This is a genomic window from Citrobacter sp. wls708, assembly GCF_005281255.1.
Classification (GTDB): Bacteria; Pseudomonadota; Gammaproteobacteria; order Enterobacterales; family Enterobacteriaceae; genus Citrobacter; species Citrobacter werkmanii.
Genome location: NZ_SZXE01000017.1, coordinates 1 through 214 on the forward strand (window position 1 = coordinate 1; position 214 = coordinate 214).

Consider the following 214-nt stretch of genomic DNA (forward strand, 5'->3'; position numbering starts at 1 on the left):
TGCTGATCCCTCAGGCATTTGTCACCTCCGGGTGGCAACTGATTGCCCTGCGTTTCCTTATGGGACTGGCACTCGGAGGCTTATTGCCTTGTATTGCAGCAGTGATACGCCACCGCGTACCAGAAGGTATGGTGGGCAGCATTCTTGGCTATTCCGTCGCAGCGCAGTTCGCTGGCCAGTTCATCGGACCGCTGATTGGCGGCTTTGTCGGCGG

At 57.9% G+C, this 214-nt stretch carries 1 protein-coding gene; it reads left to right on the top strand.

Features of this window, described 5'->3' with window-relative positions:
• A partial coding sequence (locus tag FDW97_RS13295) for an MFS transporter (protein WP_137351158.1) occupies positions 1-214 on the top strand: 214 nt, incomplete at both ends.